Annotated in this window: 13 protein-coding genes; 10 read left to right on the top strand and 3 right to left on the bottom strand. The window is 67.7% G+C overall.

The features are described 5' to 3' along the window. Positions 1–105: 105 nt before the first annotated feature. Both JOF56_RS43025 and JOF56_RS43030 read left to right on the top strand, forming a co-directional pair. The gene (locus tag JOF56_RS43025) at positions 106–2,178 is read left to right on the top strand and encodes a glycoside hydrolase family 36 protein (protein WP_209645321.1); all 2,073 of its coding nucleotides are present in this window, start codon (positions 106–108) and stop codon (positions 2,176–2,178) included. A 56-nt stretch (positions 2,179–2,234) separates the two neighbouring features. Then, on the top strand, positions 2,235–3,767 hold the full coding sequence (locus JOF56_RS43030) for a trypsin-like serine protease (RefSeq protein ID WP_209645322.1): 1,533 nt from the start codon (positions 2,235–2,237) through the stop codon (positions 3,765–3,767). A gap of 99 nt (positions 3,768–3,866) precedes the next feature. Here JOF56_RS43030 and JOF56_RS43035 read toward each other — a convergent pair whose 3' ends face one another. Beyond that, complete coding sequence (locus JOF56_RS43035; protein ID WP_209645323.1) at positions 3,867–5,024, bottom strand: mandelate racemase/muconate lactonizing enzyme family protein; 1,158 nt, start codon at positions 5,022–5,024, stop codon at positions 3,867–3,869. A 72-nt stretch (positions 5,025–5,096) separates the two neighbouring features. On the opposite strand from JOF56_RS43035, the gene JOF56_RS43040 reads away from it, so the two are divergent. The 5 genes from JOF56_RS43040 to JOF56_RS43060 all read left to right on the top strand — a co-directional run bounded on the left by JOF56_RS43040 (position 5,097) and on the right by JOF56_RS43060 (position 11,864). Further along, positions 5,097–5,843, top strand: coding sequence for a FadR/GntR family transcriptional regulator (locus tag JOF56_RS43040; RefSeq protein ID WP_245378627.1), 747 nt, complete (start codon positions 5,097–5,099; stop codon positions 5,841–5,843). A 48-nt stretch (positions 5,844–5,891) separates the two neighbouring features. Beyond that, positions 5,892–7,055, top strand: a complete 1,164-nt coding sequence (locus JOF56_RS43045; protein WP_209645324.1) for a Gfo/Idh/MocA family protein — start codon at positions 5,892–5,894, stop codon at positions 7,053–7,055. A gap of 95 nt (positions 7,056–7,150) precedes the next feature. Then, positions 7,151–8,575: an ABC transporter substrate-binding protein gene (locus JOF56_RS43050; RefSeq protein ID WP_209645325.1), complete on the top strand. Its 1,425-nt coding sequence runs from the start codon at positions 7,151–7,153 to the stop codon at positions 8,573–8,575. Continuing rightward, the gene (locus JOF56_RS43055; RefSeq protein WP_209645326.1) at positions 8,572–10,581 is read left to right on the top strand and encodes an ABC transporter permease; all 2,010 of its coding nucleotides are present in this window, start codon (positions 8,572–8,574) and stop codon (positions 10,579–10,581) included. The genes JOF56_RS43050 and JOF56_RS43055 overlap by 4 nt, the downstream gene beginning before the upstream one ends. Positions 10,582–10,601: 20 nt before the next feature. Continuing rightward, on the top strand, positions 10,602–11,864 hold the full coding sequence (locus JOF56_RS43060; protein ID WP_209645327.1) for a mandelate racemase/muconate lactonizing enzyme family protein: 1,263 nt from the start codon (positions 10,602–10,604) through the stop codon (positions 11,862–11,864). Between the two features lie 10 nt (positions 11,865–11,874). On the opposite strand, the gene JOF56_RS43065 is transcribed toward JOF56_RS43060, so the two are convergent. Next, a complete protein-coding gene (locus JOF56_RS43065) occupies positions 11,875–12,615 on the bottom strand; it encodes a ribonuclease activity regulator RraA (protein WP_209645328.1) in 741 nt (246 codons plus the stop codon). Positions 12,616–12,750: 135 nt separating this feature from the next. Then, positions 12,751–13,350 (bottom strand): TetR/AcrR family transcriptional regulator, encoded by a 600-nt coding sequence (locus JOF56_RS43070; RefSeq protein WP_245378628.1) that lies wholly within the window; start codon positions 13,348–13,350, stop codon positions 12,751–12,753. A gap of 96 nt (positions 13,351–13,446) precedes the next feature. Between JOF56_RS43070 and JOF56_RS43075 the strand changes: the two genes are divergently transcribed. From JOF56_RS43075 to JOF56_RS43085, 3 genes are all read left to right on the top strand, one after another. Further along, the gene (locus JOF56_RS43075) at positions 13,447–13,839 is read left to right on the top strand and encodes an ester cyclase (RefSeq protein WP_209645330.1); all 393 of its coding nucleotides are present in this window, start codon (positions 13,447–13,449) and stop codon (positions 13,837–13,839) included. 172 nt (positions 13,840–14,011) lie between these two features. Next, a complete protein-coding gene (locus JOF56_RS43080) occupies positions 14,012–14,350 on the top strand; it encodes a hypothetical protein (protein WP_209645331.1) in 339 nt (112 codons plus the stop codon). Next, positions 14,347–14,796: a MerR family transcriptional regulator gene (locus JOF56_RS43085; RefSeq protein ID WP_209645332.1), complete on the top strand. Its 450-nt coding sequence runs from the start codon at positions 14,347–14,349 to the stop codon at positions 14,794–14,796. Before JOF56_RS43080 ends, JOF56_RS43085 begins: the two co-directional genes overlap by 4 nt. Positions 14,797–14,799 lie beyond the last annotated feature (3 nt).

Genomic DNA, 14,799 nt, shown 5'->3' on the forward strand with positions numbered 1-14,799 from the left:
TACCGGTTTAGTCCATTGACAAGCCGATTTCATACCACTTACGTTCGCCGAGCAGACCGCTGACTCGGCATCGGACGTGCACCTGACAACGAAGGGGAGTTCGAAATGGCCACCATGAAGCGGCGAACCGTGCTGAAGGTGGCGCTGGGAGGCGCTGGCCTGGCCGCCTTTCCTGTTCTGACCGGCGGTGCCGGATCAGCGGCCGCCACACCGAACCGTGGACCTGACCTCGTCGGGGCCGGCGACACCTCCATCACCGTGGAGTTCGACGACAAGCTGCGCAGCCGGGTGGCCTTGAAGGGCACCAACGTCACGCGCTTCGACGCCGGCGAAGCTCTGTTGCTGGGCACCAGGGCGATCGACAGGTTCGCCTACCGCGGCCACCAGACCCGCGAGACCTGGCACCCCCGGCACGGCGCGGGAGTCCGGGTGACGATCCAGGGCGACTCCGCCGAAGGCGTGCGCAAGACGGTCGAGCTGACCTCCTTCGAGCGCCTCGCCGGGATGGTCGTGATGAAGGTGACCTACACCAACCTGTCCGGTGCCGTGCTGAACGTGACCGGATGGCGCAACGGTGCCCACGAACTCCTGGACGCACCAGGCGGGTTCTACACATTCTCCGGTACCACCCACGAGGACCGCCGCGACTGGGTGCAGCCGATGACAGACGGGTTCACCCAGGAGAACTCGCTCGGAATGGTGGCCTCCGACTACGGCGGCGGTACTCCGCTGGCGACTGTCTGGCGCCGGGACGCGGGCCTGTCCGTCGGACACGTCGAACCCGTGGCCAGGATCCTGCGCTTGCCCGTGCGCAGGACGGGCGGCGGCGCGAGCATCGCCATCGAAGGCGACACGCCCCGTGCCCTGCAGCCGGGCGAACAGCTGACCACCGACACCACTTTCCTGACAGCGCACCCGCGCGACCATTTCGTGCCGCTGCAGCGCTATCGGCAGTACATGGGTGACGTCGGCCAGCGCGCACCCGAGACGCCGGGTGCCGCGGTCGAGCCCATCTGGTGCGCCTGGGGTTACGAGCGTGGTTTCACCGTCGAGCAGATCGTCGGGACGCTCCCGAAGGTGGCCGATGTCGGTCTCAAGTGGGCTGTGCTCGACGACGGCTGGCAGACCAACGAGGGCGACTGGGACGTAAACACACAGAAGTTCCCGCGTGGTGAAGCGGACATGCGAGCCTTCACCAAGCAGATCCGGGACGCCGGGCTGCGGCCGCGGCTGTGGTGGGCCCCGCTCGCGGCCGATCCCGACAGCAACCTTTTCAGGCAACGCCCCGACATGCTGCTGTTGGACCAGAACGGCAACAAGCAGGAGGTCACCTGGTGGGACGCTTTCACCTTGTGCCCGGCGTACGAGCCCACTGTGGACTACTTCGTCGCACAGGCGAGGAAGTTCATCCGCGACTGGGGCTATGAAGGGCTCAAGATCGACGGCCAGCACCTCAACGCCGTCCTCCCGTGCCACAACCCGGCGCACGGCCACGCCCGGCCCGAGGAGTCGACCGAAGGCGTGGCCCGGTTCTGGCAGCGGATACACGACGCGGTGCACAAGGCGAACCGCGACGCCGTCGTCGAGCTCTGCCCCTGCGGCACGGCTTTCGCGTTCCACAACCTGCCCTACGTCGACCAGTACCCGGCCTCCGACCCTGAGTCGTCCTACCAGGTCCGCACAAAGGGCAAGACAATGAAGGCGTTGATGGGTCCGGGCAGCAGCTACGCGGGCGACCACGTGGAACTGAGCGATGGCGGCGACGACTTCGCATCCAGCTACGGCGTGGGAGCGGTGCTGTCGACCAAGTTCACCTACCCACAGGCCTCCCCCACCGATCCGTACGTGCTCACCCCGGAGAAGGAAGTCCTCTGGCGCAAATGGGTGGGCCTGTACAAGAAGAACATGCTGTCCACCGGCGAGTACCGGGGCGAGCTGTACGACATCGGTTTCGACAAGCCCGAGGCGCACGTCGTCGCCAAGGACAAGACCCTGCACTACGCCTTCTACTCCGACCGATGGGACGGCAAGGTCGAACTGCGCGGTCTGGGCCGCGGCCGGTACCGCCTCACGGACCCGTTCAACGGTGTCTCGCTCGGCACCGTCGACGCCCAGCACAACACCGTGAAGCTGACCTTCGAGCGGTTCCAGATCATCGTGGCGGAGCCGATCTTGTAGCAGAACCATCACATTCCCATCGCGTGGCGCTGACGTTGATCAACAACGGTGCACCTATGCGAAGCAGAACACTGCTGCCGGCTGCGATGCTGGCAGCGTTCCTCGTGAGCGCCCCGCCCACGCTCGCCATCGTCGGAGGAACGGAGTCGACCCAGGCGTACCCGTTCGCCGGGTCCTTCCAACCGGACTACCCCAGGCCGTCGCGGCCAGACGGGCACGGCTGCGGCGTGCAGGTCCTCGCACCGCAATGGGTTCTGACCGCCAGCCACTGCGCGGGCAAGAACCCGACCGGAGCCAGGAACGGTGTCCCGCGCGGCTGGAAGGTCCGCATCGGGTCGCTCGACACCACCGCAGGCGGCGAACTCGCCGAGGTCGACCACTACTACCGGCTGGCGACCGTCCAGGACGAAGGCGGCTTCTGGGGCAAGGACATCGCGCTGCTGCATCTGAAGAACCCGGTGAAGGCCAAGCCCGTGCGGATCGCCTCCACCACCCCGGCCGACGGTACGCCCGTGCGCATCCTCGGCTGGGGCATGACCTGCGCCGACAGCAACGGTCCCGAGTGCTACCCCACCCGTCTGCACGAAGCGGACACGGCCGTGCAACCGGTCTCCCTGTGCTCTGCGGCCGCTCCCGCCGGCGAACTGTGCATTGGCAGCCCTGACGGCAAAGTGGTCGCGGCCAACATGGACTCCGGCGGGCCCGCACTGGTCCGCGAGGGTCCGGAGTGGACAGTGGCGGGAGTGGTCAGCGGTCCCAGCGGCGCAGGCGAACCCGTGCTGTACACCGACGTCACCCGGCACGCAGGCTGGATCAACGGCATCATCTCCGGCAAGGACGTGCCGCCGGACGACGTGATTCCCAACGTGGAGGGCTCGGTCGGCCTGGGCGGCTGCGTCGGTTCGATCGTCCGGCCGCCCCGTGCCGGCTGGCCGGACAAGGCTTTGCTGCTGACCAACGGCCACTGCGTCAAGGGCGACCGGCCCGCACCGGGCACCGCGTTGGTGGACCAGCCAGCCGACTTCGCTGTCCCCATCGCCGACCGGCAGGGGTACCCGCAGGCCACTGCCCGCGCGAACCGCTTGGTGTACGCCACCATGACCGGTACCGACATCGCGCTTTACCGGCTGGACAAGACCTACGCACAGCTGCTGTTCGAGGGCGCCAAGGTCTTCCAGCTCACCTCTGCACCGATGCGCACCGGCGACCAGCTCACGATGATGCACAGCAGCGGCCGTTGGTCCTGCACAGCAGAAGCTGTGGTCAATCGCCTGCGAGAGGGCGGCTACGAGCTGAACAACTCGGTCCGCTACGCGACGAGCGAGAACTGCACTCCGTGGCAAGGCCAGTCCGGCTCACCGCTGCTCGCAGCCGACGGAGTCACGGTGGCGGGCGTGCACAACACCCACAACATCTCCGGCGAGATGTGCACCGACAACAACCCGTGCGAGGTCCAGCCGGACGGGACCACGACCGCGGTCCAGGGCCGTTCCTACGGACAGCAGGTCGACCAGATCGCGGACTGCCTCAGCTTCCCCGGGACGCGGCTGGACCTCAACCGCCGCGGCTGCACCCTCACCAAACCCTGATCCTGAAGCCCCGCGGAAACCATCCACGACCGCGATGCTTCCGCGGGGCTCACCCCCTCGCCTCCCGGGAAGGCTGGACAGACCGGGTGATCGATTCCGCTACTCGAACACTCCGTAGCCCTCGACGGCGTGTGCCCGGACGCCGTCCATGTCGAGCTCCACGCCGATACCGGGAGTGTCGGGAAGCGTGATGTAGCCGTCCTTGACGATCGAGCCGCTCCCGTCGGGGGCGTGGACGTAGCTGTCCCACACCGCGCGCTCCTCCAGGGCGTGCCATTCCTGGACGAGGAAGTTGGGGATCGCTCCGCACTGGTGCGACGTGGCCATCGTGCCCAGCGGCGTCGACACCAGGTGTGGTGCGAAGGGAATGTAGTGCAGCTCCGCGAGGTTGGCGATCTTCTTGGCCTCGGCGAGGCCACCGCACTTGGGCACGTCCGGCTCGATGACGTCCACGGCGCCGCGTTCGAGCAGCTCGCGGAATCCCCACCGCAGATAGAGGTTCTCGCCTGCGCAGATCGGCGTGCGGGTCTGTTCGCGCACCCGCACCAGCGCGTCGATGTTCTCCGCCGGCAGCGGCTCCTCGAGCCACATCAGATGGAAAGGCTCGAGCTCCCAAGAGATTCGGCACGCGCTCGGCACGTCGTAGCGGGCGTGCAGGTCGATGGCCAGATCGATGTCCGGTCCGATCGCTTCCCGGACGGCTGCCACGCGCTCGACCATCGATCGCAGCTCGGCGGCGTTGATCGTGTGGTTGAAGGCGTCGAACTTGGCCGGGTGGTGCAGGTTGTCGATGTCGAACTTGATGGCGGTGAAGCCTTCGGCGACCATCCGTTGGGCCCGGTCGACGCACCCGGCGATCGAGCCCGCCGGGTCGTCGCCGTCGCCGCAGTCGGCGTAGAGGCGGATCCGGTCGCGGAACTTCCCGCCGAGCAGCCGGTGGACCGGCTGGCCCGCGGCCTTGCCCGCGAGGTCCCACAGCGCGAGCTCGATCCCGGACAGGGCGATCACGAACACCCCGCCCTGGGGACCCGCGAAGACCTTGTTGCGGCGCAGCTTCTCCCAGCACCGCTCGACGTTGCGCGGATCCTCGCCGATCAGCAGGGGCGCCAGGAAGTTGATCATTCCGACGACGGCGCCCGCGCCGGCGTCGGGATTGGCCTCGCCGAACCCGCTGAGGCCTTCGTCGGTGTCGATCCGCACCAGGGTGGCCTGACCGTGGTAGGCCACCACCGCTGTTGTGACGTTCACGATCCGCATTGCTCTCCCGCCGCCGGGTCGTGCAGATGAACGGACTGTTGCGATGTCCAACTTGTCATATAAGCTGCTGACATGCAAAGGGGACAAGAGTCTCCGGACGCTGTCAAGATCCGGACTCTCCCGGTGCAGGTGGCGGCCCACCTGACCCGGCGCATCGTCAGCGGCGAGATCGAGGACGGCCGGGCTCCGTCGGAGCTCGACATCTCCCAGGAGTTCGGGGTGTCCCGGGTGGTGGCGCGGGAGACGCTCAAGATCCTCGCCTCGCTCGACATCGTCGACGTCGCGCAGGGCCGCCGCGTCGTCGTACGGCCCCGCGCGGAGTGGGACTACCTGAGCCCGTTGCTGATCGAGTGGCTGCCCACGGAGACCGTCGGCGAGTTGCTGCAGGAGCTGCACCAGATGCGTGCGCTGCTCGAGCCCGAACTCGCCGCGATGGCCGCGGCCAGCGTCACCGACGAGACGCTGGACCGGCTCAGGGGCGAGATCGACCGCATGTCGGCGCTGGAGTCCGACCCCGACGCCTACCTCGAGGTCGACCACGAGTTCCACATGGAGATCTGCCGGGCGGCCGACAACCGCATCCTCGACCGGATCATGTACTCCGCCCGCTGGCTCGGCACGACCAGCCGGCGCATCACCAACGAGGCGCCGTCCGGGCTGCGCCGCGCCACCGCCCAGCACACGGAGATCTACGAGGCGCTCGTGGCGCGCGATCCGGCAGGTGCCCGCGCGGCGATGCGCAGGCACCTGAGCAACAACTACTCCACGCTCCTCGCGGAGAAGGGGAAGCAGACCAAGCGGGCCGACCCGCAGCTCTAGCCCACTGCACGACCGAGATCCGGAACCGATGACGAGGACGGACGAGGCATGGCAGCACCTACGATCCCCCCGATCCGGCTGGGGCTGATCGGCACCGGACTCGCGGTCGAGAAGCTGCACTGGCCTGCGTTACGCGAGCTCGGCGACCGGTACATGGTCACCGCGTTCACCGACCGGTCCGCCGAGCAGAGCAGGCGGTTCGCCGACTACAGCGGGGCCGATCCCGCCCGGGCCGCCGCCGACCGGGCTGCCTTGCTGGCCCGCGACGACGTGGACGCCGTGCTGATCTCGGTGCCGATCCCGCACTTGTACGAGGTTGCGCGCGACGCGCTCACGGCCGGCAAGGACGTGCTCTGTGAGAAGCCGACCGGCGTCGACGCTGAGCAGGCGGCGGCCTTCCTCGCACTGGCAGCCGCGCATCCGGACCGCACCTTCGTGGTGGGCGAGAACTTCTTCTACCGTGACGACCTGCGCTACGCCCGCGCATTGCTCGACGACGGCGCGATCGGTCGCCTGCACCTGATGGCGTGGCGGCACACCGGCCAGCTGGTGCCCCGCGAGGGCAGGTTCACCGGCACGCCGTGGCGGCAGCGGCCGCAGTACCGCGGCGGTATACACCTCGACTTCGGTGTACACCACATCGCTCAGATCCGACTGCTCTGCGGCGACATCGCGCAGGTGCACGGTGCCGTGCAGGCGGCCAACAGCACGATCGACGCACCGTCGGACCTCACGCTCAACCTCGTCTTCACCGGAGGCGCCATCGGCAATTACACCGCTTCCTACCCTGAGATCCCGGTGCCGCCCGAACCCAACGACATGCGGTTGTACGGCACCGAGGGCGTGCTCGTGCTCGCCGGATCCGAGTCGGAGCGCCACGTGACGCGCAGCAGCTCCGACGCCACCACCAACACAGCCACGACACATACGACAGTCTTCCGCGGTATCGACAACGGCTACCGCGCGGAACTCGTCGACTTCGCCGATGCCGTGCAGTTCGGAGTGCGGCCGGTCGGCAGCGTCGCGCAGAGCGTGGCCAACGCGATGGTCGTCCAGCGGGCTCTCGACTCCGCGGAACGGGCGGCAGTACTGGCTCTCGACCCTGTGCCCGGCGCGGGCCCGGTACCGCTGTGGCGGCCCCGTGGCTCGACCGGGCTGTTCGACGGGCTGCCAGGACAACGCATCAGTAGTTCGGCGTCCTTCGCCGCATGAACGACCCGCAGCGCGGCACTCGCCCCGCTGTCCCGCCGGTTGCAACGTCGCCCCGTCGGTACGCGTCCGCCCGACCGGACGCGAGAGGAGTGGTCATGGAAGAAAAAACGGACTGGTCAAGGCGCAGTTTCCTCGGGCTGAGCGCGCTGGGTGTGCTTGGTCTCGCCGGATGCGGGGACAGCGGCCCCGCCACACCGCAGGTCGACGTCCAGGTGCCCCAGGCGCTGTTAGACCAGGCGGCCGGGCTGCGCGGTGGGTCGGCGGGGATGCTTTCGCAGAAGCTGTACTCGGAGGCCGCCAACCAGGCGCTGGACAAGTCGCTGCAGGTGTTCGCGCAGGCCACCGGAACCACGGTCCGCAACGACCTGGTCTCCGGCGACGCCGGCGACATGGTCGCGAAGATGGACGCCGAGGTGAAGGCGGGGACCAGCCGCGATCTGGCCTTCGTGAGCGACCGGCGGTTCGTCGGCCAGCTGCACAACCTCGGCGCCCTCACCGACGTCACCGACGTGGTCGAGGAGATGCACAAGCTCTACGGGGAGCCCGCGACGGAGGCGAACAACTACTGCGTGTTCGACGGGCGCTGGTACGCGATCCCCTACCACTTCATCGCGGCCGGGATGTACCTGCGCAAGGACTGGTATCAGGAAAAGGGTCTCCCGCTCAAGCCGCATTACACGTGGGAGGAGCTGCGCGACAACGCGTTGGCGGTCTCCGATCCGGGCAAGCGGCGCTTCGGCTGGGGTCTCACGGTCAACCGCTCCGGCGACGCCAACGGCTTCATCGCCAACGTCATCAACTGCTACGGCGGGGCGATCGCGGACAACACCGGCAAGAAGGTGGTGTTCAACTCGCCGGAGACTGTGGCTGCCGTGCAGTTCATCGGCGACATCTACACGAACCCGAAGTACGCGCCGATGCTGCCACCCGGGGTCGGAAGCTGGACCGACTCGAGCAACAACGAGAACTGGCTGGCCCAGATCCTGGGGCTCACGCTCAACCAGTTCAGCGTCTACGCCGACTCGAAGACCAAGAAGAACCCTGTCTACGCCAACACGCACGTGTTCAACGGCGCCACCGGACCGGCGATCGACCAGCCACTCGCGTTCGGCGAGTCCAACTCGTTCGTCGTGTTCAAGGGGGCCAAGAACCCCGAGCTGGCCGAGCTGGTGGCCAAGTACATGGTCAGCGGAACCGCCCTGCTCGGTGTCGCGAAGGGAGCACCGTGCCTGGTCAACCCCTCGTGGGACAAGGTGTGGGACTCCGACCCGTACTACACCAGCGGTGACCCGGCCTTCCCCGCGCTGCGGGAGCAGACCCGCGCGCGGCTCCCGCTGACCACCAAGTCCGGGTACGCGTTCCCCCAGGCCCCGAGCCCTGGCGAGCAGGCCGCCACCGCCGCCTATCTGCTGACCGACATGATGCAGTCGGTCATCCAGGGCACCCGGCCGGCCGACGCCGTCGCCTCGACCCACGCCCGGATCGTCCAGATCTTCGAGCAGCAGGGCTACAAGCAGTGACCGTCCTGCGTTCGCGTCCGGCGCTGGCCGATCCGGCGCCGGGCGCGTCGTCCTCGCTCACCGCGTCGCAGCGGCTGCTCGGGCGCGACTGGCGCCTCGCCATGGTGTTCATCGGGCCGACGCTGTTGCTGGTCACAGGCCTGATCCTGTACCCGATCGTCAGCTCGATCTTCACCAGCGCCACGGAGCGCCACGGTGCCGAGACGGTCTTCGTCGGGCTGGACAACTACACCGCCCTCATCAACGACGCCATATTCCACAAGGGCGTGCTCAACTCGTTCGTCTTCACCGCGTACGCCGAGATCTTCAAGGTGGCCCTCGGTCTCATCGCGGCGTTGATGCTGCACCACATGCGCCGCGGCCGGGCGATCATCGCCGGGGTGATCCTGCTGCCGTGGGTGGTGCCGACGGTCGTCACAGCCTTCACCTGGCGGTCTTTGTTCGACCCGATCTTCGGCAGCATCAACGTCCTGCTCACCGACTCAGGCATCGGGCCTGCCCTCGCCGAGATCGGGCTCGTCGACAGATGGCCGGCGGAGTGGCTGTCGGATCCCGCGCTCGCGATGCCCGCGGTCATCCTGGTCAACGTCTGGAAGGGCATCCCGTTCTTCACGGTGACGTTCCTGGCCGGGCTCAAGGCCATCGACAGCGGTCTCTACGAGGCGGCGATCGTGGACGGCGCCTCGCAGTGGCAGCGCTTCGTGCACATCACGCTGCCGGGCCTGCGCAACATCATGATCGTGACGGTGCTGCTGTCGTCGATCTGGACGTTCAACAACTTCGACCTGATCTGGCTGATGACCCAGGGCGGGCCAGGGGACGCCACCGCCCCGTACGTGATGGTGGCCTACTCGAAGGCCATCCAGCAGTTGCAGCTGGGCGCAGGCGCCGCGGTCACACTGGTGATGCTGCCGATCATCGGCATCCTCGTGATGATCCTCGTGCGGATGATGCGACGCAGTGACCTGCCAAGCACAGGCGACATGGGGCGCAGGCGGCTGACTCCTGCCCAGCGCAAGGCGCTGCCGTGGGTGATTGTCGTGGTCTCGACGCTCATCCTGGTCTGGGCCTCGCCGCACATAGTGTGGAAGGCCGCGTTCGTGTTAGGCGTGTTCGTGGTGCTCGCGGCCGCCGTCGGAAGGGTCGTCTCCGTGCTTGCCGCGCGGGGCAACCAGCTGGCCGCACGCGTGGTCAGCGGCACCGGTACGGGGATCGCGCTCATAGGTCTGCTGGGCTTCGTGCTTGCCCCGCTCTACTGGATGACAGTCACGGCCTTCAAGTCCGACGACCAGATCGTGGCGCGCACCAACGACCTCTGGCCGACCCCGTGGACCACCGAGCAGTTCACCAGCCTGTTCACCGGCAAGGCGTTCGGCACCTGGTACGTCAACACGATCCTGGTGTCGGTGGCGTCCACCGTGATCGCCCTGGTCTGCGCGGCACTGGCCGGCTACGCGCTGGCGCGGCTGAGGTTCCGGGGTTCGGAGAGCTTCACGGTGACGATCCTGCTCACCTACGTGATGCCGGGCGCGCTGCTGTTCATCCCGCTGTATCAGATGATGAGCGGGATCGGGCTCAACGACTCGTTGTGGTCGCTTGTGCTCGCGTACCCCACGTTCACCCTGCCGTTCGCGACGTGGCTGCTCGTCGGCTACTTCAAGTCGATCCCGGCCGACCTCGAGGAGGCCGCGCTGGTCGACGGCTGCACGCGGTTCGGGGCGTTCATCCGGATCGTGCTGCCGCTGGCCAAGCCGGGCCTGCTCGCGGTCGCGCTGTTCACGCTCACCAACGCGTGGAACGAGTTCCTGTTCGCCTTCGTGTTCATCACCAAGGACGACTACAAGACGCTGCCCGTCGGCATGCAGTCGATGATCTTCGGTGACGTCGTGCCGCAGGGACAGCTGGCCGCGGCCTCGCTGCTGATCAGCATCCCGGTCGTGCTCATGTATGCGTTGGGACAGCGGTTCCTGACCGAGGGCCTCACCGCGGGGGCCGTGAAGGGTTAAGTGTGCACAGCGAGACCTCGATGATCACTGAGGAGCACGTCGCGACGGCCTCCCGGCCGAGCGACCTGCGCATCACCGACCTGCGGGTGGCCAACGTGACCGGCGTGCCGTTCCGCTCGTCGATCGTCAGGATCGACACCAACCAGGGGCTGGCCGGCTACGGGGAGGTGCGTGACCAGGCCAGCGCCACCTACGCGCTCATGCTCAAGAGCAGGCTCGTCGGTGAGAATCCGTGCAACCTCGACAAGATCTTCCGCAAGATCAAGCAGTTCGGGTTCCACGGCCGCCAGGGCGGCGGGGTCTCCGGCGTCGAGATGGCGCTGATGGACCTCGCCGGCAAGGCATACGGAGTGCCCGCGTACGCGCTGATCGGCGGCCGGTTCCGGGACGAGATCCGTTGCTACGCGGACACTCCGTCGTTGCCGGACCCGCACGTGATGGGCGCCCGGCTGCTGGAGCGCAAGCAGCGCGGGTTCACGATGCTGAAGATGGATGTGGGCATCGACCTGCTGTGGGACGTGCCGGGGGCGCTGATCGCGCCGCCGGGTGCCCGCGCGGAGAGGACGACGATGCATCCGTTCACCGGCATCCAGGTCACCGCGAAGGGCGTCGAACACCTTGCGTCCTATGTAGACGTTGTCCGCTCCGTCGTCGGCTACGACATCGCGCTCGCCGCCGACCACTTCGGCCACATCGCCCTGGACTCCTGCATCCGGATCGGCCGCGCGCTGGAGGAGTTCACACTGGCGTGGATCGAGGACCTGATCCCGTGGCAGCTGACCGACCAGTGGCGCCAGCTCACCGAAGCCGTCGCCGTCCCGACGTGCACCGGGGAGGACATCTACCTGCTCGATGGCTTCCGGCCGCTGCTGGACGCAGGCGCCATCCGCGTCGTGCACCCCGACCCGGCGACGGCGGGCGGGATCGCGGAGACCAAGCGGCTCGGCGACTACGCGCAGGAGCGTGGGATCGCGATGGCGCTACACCTGGCGGCGTCGCCGATCGCGACGATGGCGTGCGTGCACCTGGCCGCCGCCACGGAGAATTTCCTGGCACTCGAACACCATGCGGCCGAGGTGGAGTTCTGGAGCGACCTCGTCACCGGCCTGCCCCGCCCGCTGATCCAGAACGGCCTCATCACGGTGCCGGACACGCCAGGCCTCGGGTTCGGCGACATCAACGAGGAGCTGCTGCGCCGCCACCTCGACCCGCGCGATCCAGTGTTCTTCGCCGAGACCACGCACTGGGACTCCGAATCGAGCCACGACCGGCTGTGGAGCTAGCAGAGTCCCGTCAGGCTGGGCCCTGCTCGGCCCGCCACCGCTCGTACTCGGGCCGGGCCTCGTCCGACAGCGGGTAGTACAGCCGCATGTCGCCGCCCTCTGCCAGCCGGATCTGGGAGAACTCTTCCCATTCCGCATGCTCCTGAGCGACAGCAAGCAGGGCGGGTGCGAGCTTGATCGGCACCACGACCGCCCCGTCGTCGTCGGCGACGACGATGTCGCCCGGCTCGACGAGCGTGCCCCCGCACGCCACCGGCACGTTGACGGCGGTCGGGACAATGTCGGTCTGGGTGTGGAAGTTCGGTGTGGCGCCCCGGATCCACAGCCCGAGGCCGAGCTGCTTGGCCGCGGCGATGTCGCGCAGGCACCCGTCGATCACCACACCGGCGCCGCCGCGCCCCTTGAAGTAGGTCAGCATCATCTCGCCGAACACGCCGCTGCGCATGTCGCCACGGGCGTCGACGACGATCATGTCGCCGGGCTGGGCGTGGTACATCACGTGCCGGTGCAGCTGCTTCTCCGGCTCGGCGTACTCGTCGACAGGGTAGAGATCCTCCCGCTTCGGCAGGAACTGCAGCGTCAGCGCCGGGCCGGCCACGCGCACGCCGGGGGTCGCCGAAACCGGGCCTTGGATGAACGCGCTGCGGATGCCCATGCGGCTGAGCTCGGCGCTGGCCGTCGCGCTGCCGATGGCCGCGAGGGCCGCGCTGAGCTCGGCGGGCGGGCGAACGATGTCGTGCGTCTCAACCACGTCGTTGGCTCCCTCGGGTCCACGCTGACCGAAACTATCGGAGAGTTTCGATGAAGTTTCAGTCCGAGCGTAGTCGGGCGAACCTCCGATGTCAGGTGCGATGCATCTCGGGGACCGCCTAGCTCTGAACAGCTCTCAGACCGGCGGCCAGTGCCGGAGGGCGGCGTCGGCGACTCGCCGGAGGTCTTCGCTGCAAGCGCCGCCTGATGCCTGCACAGCGATGCCGTTCGCGAGGGTCATGACGTAACGGGCGATCAGATCGGGATTGGCGTCGGCCGGCAGGTCACCCTCGTCGACGGCCCGCTGGAACCGTTCACGCAGACGCTCCTGACCCCCCGCCCGCCAATCGGCCAGGATGTCGTGCGCGACCCGTCCGTTCTCGCCGACGGCCAGGGCGCCCTGCACGCCCAGGCAACCAGCCGGGCATCCGGGGAGGGTGCTGGAACGGACGGAGCCGGCGAGAAAGGCCGCGGCGACCTCGCGGGCGGTGGGCGCCTGGAGCGCTTGGCCGATGTACCCGCCGGGGCCTTCCGCGTAGGCCTGCAACGCTTTCCGGAAGAGATCCTCCTTGTTGCCGTAGGCCGCGTACATGCTCTTGCGGGAGATGCCCATGGCCTCGGTCAGCTCCGCCAGGCTGGCGCCCTCGTAGCCCTGCTCCCAGAAGACCAGCATCGCCTTCTCGAGCGCCGCGTCGGCGTCGAAGGCCCGTGGCCGCCCCAGTCGTGCGTCGCTCATCACATCACTCTAACCCTTGTGCACCGATCGGTGCTGAAGTAGCGTGCGCATTCTGCACCGATCGGTGCATAAGTATCGAGGCAAGGAGCATTTCCCATGACCGACAGCGATCTGCGCAGCTGGTACCGGCGGTACGCCGAGGCGCTCAACAACCACGAACTCGACGGCATGGACGAGTTCATCAACGACGAGGTGATGCTCGACGGCGTCGCAGGCAAACGGGATGACGTCGTCGCGGTCCTGAAGGGGATCGTCGACGCCGTTCCCGACATCCACTGGGACTTCCAGGAACTGCTGATCGACCGCGACCGCATCGCCGTGCGTGCGATCAACACCGGGACCCCGGCCAAGGAGTGGCTCGGCGTCCCGCCCTCCGGAGCATCGTTCGAGATCGTCGAATACGCCATCTACACCGTCGGCGACGGTCGTTTCGTGAAGATGACGAACCTGCACGACTCAGCCGAACTGCTCCGGCAACTGACCGCCTGACCAGCAGGCACAGGGCGCCGCGACCACGACCGACCGCAGCCGTGTCCCTGGTCGACGCGGTGATCGGTGGCATCACGTGGCGCGCACGGGTGTCCACAAGTGTCCAGCGCAGGAGCTCGTTTGACGAGTCCGGCTTGCATTCGGTACGGGGGTACAGGTTTACCGTCTGAGTATGAGCACGGAACCACAGACAGCATGGGCACCGCAGGCATGCACCCTGCCGGCCGAAGAGCGACCGTTGCGCGTTGCGGAGTTCGACGAGCTATTCGCGACCTCGGTACGTGGAGTTGAGCGACGGGAGTCGACAGCGTTGCGGATGGAACTCGACGCGACCGACGAAGTTGCTGCCAGAACAGCCAGTCTTGTCATGCGCGAGGCGGGATGCTGTTCGTTCTTCACCTTCAGCCTCGTGGCCACCGGCGGCCGGCTACGACTTGACATCACGGTGCCCGAGGCAGAGGCAGAAGTCCTGAATGCCCTTCAGGCACAAGCCACGGCGGCCGCGCGGTGACTGGCCTGCGTAGCGGGCAGCTCGCTGACGCGGCGGGCGTCAATCTGCAGACCTTGCGCTACTACGAGCGCCGCGGCCTGCTGGCCGAACCGGACCGCACCCTGGGCGGGCACCGGCTTTACCCGACCGAAGCGGTGACCGTGCTGCGCGTGATCAAAGCGGCCCAGCGCCTCGGCTTCACCCTCGATGAAGTCGCCGACCTGCTCGATGCAGGCCGCCATCGGCACGGTCCACCATCCGGCGCTGGGTTGCGGGCACGCGCCGCCTCCAAGCTGGCCGACGTGGAGGCCAAGATCGCCGATCTCGGTGTCATCCGGGAAACCTTGCGCACCGCGCTCGATGCCGGCTGTGCCGACCTGATCGCCTGCGCGCACAACACCTCCTGTCCGATCCCGTTCTCTCCGATCGCCGAGAAAGGACCTGACGGCGACGCGTGCTGCCCATGAGGC

Origin of the sequence: Kibdelosporangium banguiense (assembly GCF_017876405.1) — a bacterium.
GTDB classification, from domain to species: domain Bacteria; phylum Actinomycetota; class Actinomycetes; order Mycobacteriales; family Pseudonocardiaceae; genus Kibdelosporangium; species Kibdelosporangium banguiense.

Excerpts from the sequence above, each read along its gene's own strand:
- JOF56_RS43045 (WP_209645324.1), top strand. The coding sequence starts at position 5,892 with ATGGCAGCACCTACGATCCCCCCGATCCGGCTGGGGCTGATCGGCACC.
- JOF56_RS43060 (WP_209645327.1), top strand. The coding sequence starts at position 10,602 with ATGATCACTGAGGAGCACGTCGCGACGGCCTCCCGGCCGAGCGACCTG.
- JOF56_RS43025 (WP_209645321.1), top strand. The coding sequence starts at position 106 with ATGGCCACCATGAAGCGGCGAACCGTGCTGAAGGTGGCGCTGGGAGGC.
- JOF56_RS43035 (WP_209645323.1), bottom strand. The coding sequence starts at position 5,024 with ATGCGGATCGTGAACGTCACAACAGCGGTGGTGGCCTACCACGGTCAG.
- JOF56_RS43030 (WP_209645322.1), top strand. The coding sequence starts at position 2,235 with ATGCGAAGCAGAACACTGCTGCCGGCTGCGATGCTGGCAGCGTTCCTC.
- JOF56_RS43080 (WP_209645331.1), top strand. The coding sequence starts at position 14,012 with ATGAGCACGGAACCACAGACAGCATGGGCACCGCAGGCATGCACCCTG.
- JOF56_RS43075 (WP_209645330.1), top strand. The coding sequence starts at position 13,447 with ATGACCGACAGCGATCTGCGCAGCTGGTACCGGCGGTACGCCGAGGCG.
- JOF56_RS43070 (WP_245378628.1), bottom strand. The coding sequence starts at position 13,350 with ATGAGCGACGCACGACTGGGGCGGCCACGGGCCTTCGACGCCGACGCG.
- JOF56_RS43050 (WP_209645325.1), top strand. The coding sequence starts at position 7,151 with ATGGAAGAAAAAACGGACTGGTCAAGGCGCAGTTTCCTCGGGCTGAGC.
- JOF56_RS43040 (WP_245378627.1), top strand. The coding sequence starts at position 5,097 with ATGCAAAGGGGACAAGAGTCTCCGGACGCTGTCAAGATCCGGACTCTC.